General features: G+C 67.0%; 2 protein-coding genes. Both read left to right on the top strand.

Going from position 1 to position 1,780, the window contains the following annotated elements; translation table 11 throughout:
• Positions 1-499: 499 nt before the first annotated feature.
• Positions 500-1,006: a hypothetical protein gene (locus D7X55_RS44325; RefSeq protein WP_199747342.1), complete on the top strand. Its 507-nt coding sequence runs from the start codon at positions 500-502 to the stop codon at positions 1,004-1,006.
• Positions 1,007-1,165: 159 nt separating this feature from the next.
• A partial coding sequence (locus D7X55_RS39165) for a protein kinase (RefSeq protein ID WP_147470414.1) occupies positions 1,166-1,780 on the top strand: 615 nt, incomplete at its 3' end.

Below are 1,780 nucleotides of genomic sequence, written 5' to 3'. Positions count from 1 at the left end.
CCCCAAGGGGCGTCCGGTCGATACCGAGGCGCTGCGCCGCGAGCTGGCGGATCTCCGTGCCGAGCGCTCCGCTGAGTATGACGTGCCGGCCCATCCACCCGCTGAACGGCGTCACGGAGGGCCAACACCTGGGGCACTGGCGATGCCCCCCACGCCGCAATCCCTCAAGCGGCATGTGGCCATGATGAAGCGACCGCTTCGCGCGGGAGGGTGGCTCGCAGGCGTCGTTTGTATCGTCGCGCTTGTCATGGCTGCGGCCCTCTGGCGCTCGTCAGGGAGCGCCCCCGGCGGGCCTGCCGGGTCGCACGACGCCACAGCCCCACGCCCTCCTCCTGCCACCACCCAATCCGCGCCGCCCCAAACACCCCCTCCTGCTATGACACCTGTTGGCCCTTCGTCCGTGACAGTCCCGGGGCCAGTCATCGCCGCTGCCCCGAAGGAAGGATCCGCCTTGAAGAACCCAGCACCCGAAGCCTCGCCCCCAGGACGTGCGCCTCGAATGCCGAAGAAGTCCGTTGCCGCCGTCGAGTGCGCGTCGCTGTCGCTTGTCGCGGCGCTGGCGGTGGGCTGTCCGGGTGCCCAGATCCGGCCCGAGTCCTTTACCTGCCCGGCTGGGGCGGATGAGGCCATGCGGGAGCAGCTTCACTGGAGGGACGGAGACACATTCATTCTTCAACTCGACGACCGCCAATCAGGTTGGGATGAAGTGTGGTTCACCGCTGGCGCGGAGGTGGTGGGGGTGGTCCCCAAAGGCGTCAACGACGACCGGCAGGCCGCGGTCGCCCCTCGTGGGACGCGCTTCTACGGCAAGGCCTACTACCTCTCCGACAAGATGGGGCGTGTGGATGGGCCGGCCCTCGTCGTCCGGTATGACCGCGTGAAACTCCCGGGGCAGGAGGAGCAACCCATTTGCTTCGTGGTCGAGAACGAAGCCGTGGCGTTCAAGGACGGCAGGGTGAAGGGGGTCAATCGGGGCTCCGGGACAGTGGTGCACCGCTGGCCCTGAGCAGTCCCGGGACGACGTGGTGGGTAGGTGCTTGATTTCGCCCCCTCCTCCTCAAACGCGACATGACCTCCCAGGGTCGTTCCACGACGGCCCATCCCACAGGTAACGTCGCCCACGACGCGTCGGCCTTCGATGCCTGCGCGAAGAGGAGGAAAGAGCATGTCGGAAAGTGAGTTCAGGCTTCCACGCGGAGCCATTCTCTTCACGAGGGACGGCTTCCAGTACGAGTTCCGCGAAGACCTGGGAGAGGTCCACCACGGTTTGAGTCTCCTGCTGGCCCGGCGCCGCACCTCCGAGGGCAACATCCGGGGCAAGGTGCTGCTCAAAGCGGTGGGCGTTCCGAAGTTGATGGAGCTGCCTCGCCTAAAGAGGGCGCGGGCGAAGCTGGAAGAGCAGGTGCGCCTCGCGACGTACCTCGACCATCCGGGCATCCTCCGTGTCCATGGGCTGCACAAGGCGGAGGGGTGCTGGTACGTCATCACCGAGCATCCGTCGGGACACAGCATCAACACCCTGTTGACGCTCTCGGGGGAGTGCGGTCGCCGGTTCTCTCCCCTCTTCACCCTCCACGTCGGGGCACGCGTCGCCGAGGCCCTGGAGCATGCCCATGAGGCGAAGGACGAACAGGGGCGCTCCCTCAACATCGACCACCGGGCGCTCGACGTTGAGCACATCTTCGTCGATTGGAACGGCGACGTGCAGGTCTCCGACTTTGGGCTCGCCCTTTCGGACCTGCCCGGCCGCGTTTCATCCACGGTGCGTCAGCCGCAGGGG

The sequence above is a fragment of the Corallococcus sp. AB049A genome (assembly GCF_003668885.1).
GTDB lineage: Bacteria > Myxococcota > Myxococcia > Myxococcales > Myxococcaceae > Corallococcus > Corallococcus interemptor.
This window is presented reverse-complemented; position numbering and strand designations above follow the sequence as displayed.

Excerpts from the sequence above, each read along its gene's own strand:
- D7X55_RS44325 (WP_199747342.1), top strand. The coding sequence starts at position 500 with ATGCCGAAGAAGTCCGTTGCCGCCGTCGAGTGCGCGTCGCTGTCGCTT.